The sequence below is a fragment of the Streptomyces sp. NPDC094034 genome, assembly GCF_040303865.1.
Taxonomy (GTDB): domain Bacteria; phylum Actinomycetota; class Actinomycetes; order Streptomycetales; family Streptomycetaceae; genus Streptomyces.
The window spans coordinates 73,996-80,855 of record NZ_JBEOUD010000041.1; the positions used below are offsets into that span (position 1 = coordinate 73,996).

Annotated in this window: 3 protein-coding genes; all 3 read left to right on the forward strand. The window is 68.2% G+C overall.

Features of this window, described 5'->3' with window-relative positions; all coding sequences use genetic code 11:
• Nucleotides 1–235 precede the first annotated feature (235 nt).
• Nucleotides 236–3,745: a methionine synthase gene (gene metH, locus ABTZ59_RS29185; protein ID WP_351419631.1), complete on the forward strand. Its 3,510-nt coding sequence runs from the start codon at nucleotides 236–238 to the stop codon at nucleotides 3,743–3,745.
• A 185-nt stretch (nucleotides 3,746–3,930) separates the two neighbouring features.
• A complete protein-coding gene (locus ABTZ59_RS29190) occupies nucleotides 3,931–4,632 on the forward strand; it encodes an HAD family hydrolase (protein ID WP_351419632.1) in 702 nt (233 codons plus the stop codon).
• A 507-nt stretch (nucleotides 4,633–5,139) separates the two neighbouring features.
• Nucleotides 5,140–6,744 (forward strand): ABC transporter substrate-binding protein, encoded by a 1,605-nt coding sequence (locus ABTZ59_RS29195; protein ID WP_351419633.1) that lies wholly within the window; start codon nucleotides 5,140–5,142, stop codon nucleotides 6,742–6,744.
• Nucleotides 6,745–6,860 lie beyond the last annotated feature (116 nt).

The window sequence follows — 6,860 nt, forward strand, 5'->3', positions numbered from 1 at the left end:
GGACCCGGACCTCCACTACGTTCGACAATGCTGAACACTATCGGTCGATGCCGACCTTCTCTCTCCATCGAGAGGATCTGTCAAGACCGCGCGCCCCGGATCTTTCCGTGGACAGGATGCCGTCCGCCCGCTGGGATGCCGCACCGTAACGGGGCCCGCCCGGCTACGCTGGCCGGGTGCGCCCTGCTCCAGCGGGCGCAAAGCCGACAGCCGTCGCAGCCCCGGGAGTACTTTCATGGCCTCGTCGCCGAGCCCGTCCACCGACAGCCGAACCCGTATCGAAGCCCTCCGCGAGGCGCTCGCCACCCGCGTGGTGGTCGCCGACGGCGCGATGGGCACGATGCTCCAGGCACAGGATCCGACGATGGAGGACTTCCAGAACCTGGAAGGCTGCAACGAGATCCTGAATGTGACCCGACCGGACATCGTCCGCTCGGTCCACGAGGAGTACTTCTCGGTCGGTGTCGACTGTGTGGAGACGAACACCTTCGGCACGAACTACGCGGCCCTCGCGGAGTACGACATCCCCGAGCGGGTCTTCGAGCTCGCCGAGTCCGGCGCCAGGATCGCCCGGGAGGTCGCGGACGAGTTCACCGTCTCCACCGGGCAGCAGCGCTGGGTGCTGGGCTCGATGGGACCGGGTACGAAGCTGCCGACCCTGGGCCACGCCCCGTATCTCACCCTGCGCGACGCCTACCAGCAGAACGCCGAGGGCATGATCGCGGGCGGCGCCGACGCACTGCTGGTGGAGACCACACAGGACCTGCTCCAGACCAAGGCCGCCGTCCTCGGCGCCCGTCGCGCGCTGGCCGCCACAGGAACGAATCTGCCGATCATCTGCTCGGTCACGGTCGAGACGACCGGCACGATGCTCCTCGGCTCGGAGATCGGCGCGGCCCTGACCGCGCTGGAGCCCCTCGGCATCGACATGATCGGGCTGAACTGCGCCACCGGCCCCGCCGAGATGAGCGAACACCTGCGCTATCTCGCCCGGCACTCCCGGATCCCGCTCTCCTGCATGCCCAACGCCGGCCTGCCGGTCCTGGGCAAGGACGGGGCGCACTACCCGCTGTCGGCCGCGGAACTGGCCGACGCCCAGGAGACCTTCGTCCGTGAGTACGGCCTGTCGCTGGTGGGCGGCTGCTGCGGTACGACGCCCGAGCATCTGCGCCAGGTGGTCGAGCGGGTGCGGGGGAAGGAGCTCACCGAGCGCGAGCCGCACCCCGAGCCGGGCGCCGCCTCCCTCTACCAGACGGTGCCGTTCCGCCAGGACGCCTCGTATCTGGCGATCGGCGAGCGGACGAACGCGAACGGCTCGAAGAAGTTCCGCGAGGCCATGCTGGAGGGCCGCTGGGACGACTGTGTGGAGATGGCCCGCGACCAGATCCGCGAGGGCGCCCATCTGCTGGACCTCTGTGTCGACTATGTCGGCCGGGACGGCGTCGCCGACATGGCCGAGCTGGCCGGCCGGTTCGCCACCGCCTCCACGCTGCCGATCGTGCTGGACTCCACCGAGCTGCCCGTCCTGCGGGCCGGCCTGGAGAAGCTGGGCGGCCGGGCCGTGATCAACTCCGTCAACTACGAGGACGGCGACGGCCCCGAGTCCCGCTTCACGAAGGTCACCGAGCTGGCCAAGGAGCACGGCGCGGCGCTCATCGCGCTGACCATCGACGAGGAGGGCCAGGCCCGTACCGTCGAGCACAAGGTCGCCATCGCCGAACGGCTGATCACCGACCTCACTACGAACTGGGGCATCCGCGAGTCGGACATCCTCGTCGACTGTCTGACCTTCACCATCTGCACGGGCCAGGAGGAGTCGCGGGGCGACGGCATCGCCACGATCGAGGCGATCCGCGAGCTCAAGCGCCGCCACCCCGAGGTGCAGACCACGCTGGGCCTCTCCAATATCTCCTTCGGCCTCAACCCGGCCGCCCGTATCGTCCTGAACTCGGTCTTCCTCGACGAGTGCGTCAAGGCCGGACTGGACTCGGCGATCGTGCACGCCTCCAAGATCCTGCCGATCGCGCGTCTGGAGGAGGAGCAGGTCAAGGCCGCGCACGACCTGATCTACGACCGTCGAAGCGAGGGCTACGACCCGCTCCAGAAGCTCATGGAGCTGTTCGAGGGCGTCAACGCCAAGTCGATGAAGGACGGCCGGGCCGAGGAACTGCTCGCCCTGCCGCTGGACGAGCGCCTTCAGCGCCGCATCATCGACGGCGAGAAGAACGGCCTGGAGGCCGATCTGAACGAGGCCCTGGAGACCCGGCCCGCGCTGGACATCGTCAATGACACCCTGCTTGAGGGCATGAAGGTCGTCGGTGAGCTGTTCGGCTCCGGCCAGATGCAGCTGCCGTTCGTGCTCCAGTCCGCCGAGGTCATGAAGACCGCCGTCGCCCATCTGGAACCGCACATGGAGAAGAGCGACGACGAGGGCAAGGGCACCATCGTGCTCGCCACCGTCCGCGGCGACGTCCATGACATCGGCAAGAACCTCGTCGACATCATCCTCTCCAACAACGGCTACAACGTGGTGAATCTGGGCATCAAGCAGCCCGTCGCCGCGATCCTGGAGGCCGCCGAGGAGCACCGGGCGGATGTCATCGGCATGTCCGGTCTGCTGGTGAAGTCGACCGTGATCATGAAGGAGAACCTGGAAGAGCTCAATCAGCGTCAGATGGCCGCCGACTACCCGGTGATCCTCGGTGGCGCGGCGCTGACCCGGGCCTATGTCGAGCAGGATCTGCACGAGATCTACGAGGGCGAGGTCCGCTACGCGCGCGACGCCTTCGAGGGCCTGCGGCTGATGGACGCGCTGATCGCCGTCAAGCGCGGTGTTCCCGGCGCCGTCCTGCCCGAGCTGAAGCAGCGCCGGGTCAAGGCCAGGCCGGCCGCGGAGGTCGAGGAGCGGCCCGAGGAGGGCACGGTCCGCTCGGACGTCGCCGTCGACAATCCGGTCCCGACGCCCCCGTTCTGGGGCACCCGCGTCGTCAAGGGCATCCAGCTCAAGGAGTACGCGTCCTGGCTGGACGAGGGCGCGCTCTTCAAGGGCCAGTGGGGGCTGAAGGAGGCCCGCAAGGGCGGCCCCAGCTACGAGGAGCTGGTGGAGAGCGAGGGCCGGCCCCATCTGCGCGGCTGGCTGGAGCAGATGCACACGCAGAACATGCTGGAAGCCGCCGTCGTGTACGGCTACTTCCCCTGTGTGTCCAAGGGCGACGATCTGATCCTGCTGAACGACGACGGTTCCGAGCGCACCCGCTTCACCTTCCCGCGCCAGCGCCGCGGCCGGCGCCTCTGCCTGGCGGACTTCTTCCGCCCGGAGGAGTCCGGTGAGACGGATGTGGTCGGCCTCCAGGTCGTCACCGTCGGCTCGAAGATCGGCGCGGCGACCGCCGAGCTGTTCGAGGCCAACGCCTACCGCGACTATCTGGAGCTGCACGGGCTCTCCGTCCAGCTCGCCGAGGCGCTGGCCGAGTACTGGCACGCCCGGGTCCGCTCCGAGCTGGGCTTCGCCGGCGAGGACCCGGCCGAGGTCGAGGACATGTTCGCCCTGAAGTACCGGGGAGCCCGCTTCTCGCTCGGCTACGGCGCCTGCCCCGATCTGGAGGACCGCGCGAAGATCGCGGAGCTGCTGGAGCCGGAGCGCATCGGGGTCGAGCTCTCGGAGGAGTTCCAGCTCCATCCCGAGCAGTCCACCGACGCCATCGTGATCCACCACCCCGAGGCGAAGTACTTCAACGCGCGCTGACGCCTGTCCCACACCCCTGTCGGCTCGCGCCGGGACCTCGGAACCTCTCCACGGAGGACCCGACCGGCGCGAGCGGCGGACGAGTCGTACACTTATCGGTCCAGTGCAGGCCGGTCGCCTGTCCCGGAGGGGCAACCCCGCGGGCAAGGTGACCGGCCTTCTCGTCCCTCATGGAGGTGTGCCGGATGACCAGTACGGTCCCCGCGTCCCTGACCCGAACGGCCGAAGGCTCCGCGCTTCAGGCTGTCCTTCTCGACATGGACGGCACCCTGGTCGACACCGAGGGATTCTGGTGGGAAGCCGAGGTGGAGGTCTTCAAGACCCTCGGGCACGTCCTCGACGAGACCTGGCGCGAAGTGGTGGTCGGCGGGCCCATGACCCGCAGCGCGAGCTTCCTCATCGAGGCCACCGGCGCCGCCATCACCCTCGCCGAGCTGACCGTGCTGCTCAATGACAGCTTCGAGGACCGGATCGGGCGCGACCTGCCCCTCATGCCCGGCGCGAACCGGCTGCTCACCGAACTGGCCGCCCATGAGGTGCCCACCGCCCTGGTCTCCGCCTCGCACCGGCGCATCATCGACCGGGTGCTCGGCTCGCTCGGGCCCCAGAACTTCGCGCTCACCGTGGCGGGCGACGAGGTGCCCCGTACCAAGCCGCACCCCGACCCGTATCTGCTCGCGGCGCGGGGCCTGGGCGCCGACCCGGCGCGCTGCGCCGTCATCGAGGACACGGCCACCGGTGTGGCCGCCGCCGAGGCCGCCGGGTGCCGGGTGGTCGCCGTACCCTCCGTCGCACCGATCGCCCCGGCGGCCGGCCGCACGGTCGTCGGCTCGCTCGAAGAGGTCGATCTGGTATTCCTGCGCGGTTTGATGACACACGGGCACTGAACCGCGTACTGAGCGTCGCGACGGAATGCCGAACGGGAACTCTCGGCATTGGCACGGATATTTTCCGTTACCTTCGCCGACCGCAATCCGAGCCGGTTCCAAACACCATGGAAGTGACCTTTGTCACGCGCCCGGGCGTCGACAGGGGAGGGCAGGGCTGCTCCGCGCCGGTCCGAGGTGGGGTTCCCTGTGCCCTTGTGCCCCGGTTTATGGACCGGTGCGCGTATCATTCCGCGGCCCGGATATCCACGCGCCGCTATTTCCGATCACTGTGTGATTACGTTTCAGATCGGGCCCGTTCCGGCATTCCCGGAGCCTCCGACTAATCTCGTCGCGAGTACTTCGCCGCTTCAACGACGTGTCCCGACGACTCACCAAGTCGCCACGCACACAGGACCGATCGCCCTGTATCCCGGCCCGATCGCATCTGCCCCGAACGGGTGGGCGCGGCGGAGTCTCCCATTTGCACCGCTGTATCTCAGTGCCGGATGAGGGAGTACGTCCAGGATGAACCGCAAGACTTTGGCGCTGTCGGCCGTGATCGGCCTGCTTGCGCCCGTGCTCGCCGGTTGCGGTGGCTCGGACGGTGGCTCCGGCGGCGAGGCCATTGTCGTGGGCACCACGGACCAGTACGTCGCGACGGAAGAGGCCATAGCCCCGCTGGACCCGGCCGCCGCCTACGACACCGGTTCCTGGAACGTCCTTCGCCAGACCATCCAGACGCTGATGCACGTTCCGCGCGGTGGCGGCAAGCCGGTCCCGGAAGCGGCCTCCAACTGCGGGTTCACGGACCGGGCGAACGAGAGCTTCCGCTGCACCCTGCGTGAGGGGCTGAAGTTCGCCGGCGGCGACCCCATCACGGCCGACGATGTGAAGTACTCCATCGAGCGGGTCCTGAAGATCAACGACCCCAGCGGTGTGGCCGGTCTGCTGACCAACATCGACACGATGGAGAGCGACGGCGCCCGCGAGATCGTCTTCCATCTCAAGACGCCCGACGCGACCTTCCCGTACAAGCTCTCCACGCCCCCCGCCGGCATCGTCAGCAAGAAGGACTACGAGCCGACGAAGCTGCGCAAGGGCTTCGACGTGTCCGGCTCCGGCCCGTACAACTTCCAGCCGGAGATCAAGGGCGACACCGTCACCAAGGCGACCTTCACCAAGAACGCGGACTACAAGGGCGACCTGAACATCCAGAACGACAAGGTCGAGCTACAGCCCTTCAAGGACGCGGACGACATGGGCAAGGCGCTCGACGCGGGCGACATCGACGTGATGACCCGCGCGATGACGCCCGAGCAGGTCCAGGCGATGGTCGAGAACCCCAAGGACACCATCCAGCTCACCGAGATGCCCGGGCTGGAGATCCGCTACCTCGGCTTCGACACCGACGCCCCGACCGTCAAGGAGAAGGCCGTACGCCAGGCCATGGCGTACACCATCGACCGCGGCGACCTGGTCACCAAGGTGTACGGCGCGACGGCGGAGCCGCTGTACTCGCTCATCCCGTCGAGCATCGCCACGCACACCAACTCGTTCTTCAACAAGTACGGCGACCGCAATCTGCCCAAGGCCGCCGCCATCCTGGAGGACGCCGGGATCCAGACCCCCGTGAAGCTCTCGCTGAACTACACCACCGACCACTACGGCGAGGCGACGGCGAAGGAGTTCGAGACCCTCAAGGAGCAGCTCAACAGCAGCAAGCTCTTCGATGTCTCCATCAAGGGCACCGAGTGGAGCGTCTTCCGTCCGAACCAGATCAAGGGTGACTACTCCGTCTACGGCATGGGCTGGTTCCCCGACTTCCCGGACCCGGACAGCTATATCGCGCCCTTCCTGGACAAGGACAACTTCCTCAACACGCCCTACAACAACACCAGACTGCGCGGTGAGCTGATCCCGCAGTCGCGCCGCGAGGCCGACCGCAGCGCCGCGACCCAGACCTTCAGCCAGATCCAGGACATCGTCGCCGACGACGTACCGGTGCTGCCGCTCTGGCAGGGCAAGCAGTACGTCGCCGCGCGCGATGACATCGCGGGTGTGGAGTGGGCGGTCAACTCCTCGGCGGAACTGCTTCTCTGGGAGCTTCGCCGCGGCCCCGGCGCGTCCTGACCCCCAGCCTGACCCCGAGAGCTCCGGGCGGACTTCGGGAACCTCCTGAACAGCGGACCCGGGGGGGGGGGGGGGCGCCCGCGGCGCGGGCGGGGGGGTGGGGGGGGGCGGGGCCC

What these genes read in the sequence shown, in the direction of transcription:
- metH (WP_351419631.1), top strand. Translation starts at nt 236, where the DNA reads ATGGCCTCGTCGCCGAGCCCGTCCACCGACAGCCGAACCCGTATCGAA.
- ABTZ59_RS29195 (WP_351419633.1), top strand. Translation starts at nt 5,140, where the DNA reads ATGAACCGCAAGACTTTGGCGCTGTCGGCCGTGATCGGCCTGCTTGCG.
- ABTZ59_RS29190 (WP_351419632.1), top strand. Translation starts at nt 3,931, where the DNA reads ATGACCAGTACGGTCCCCGCGTCCCTGACCCGAACGGCCGAAGGCTCC.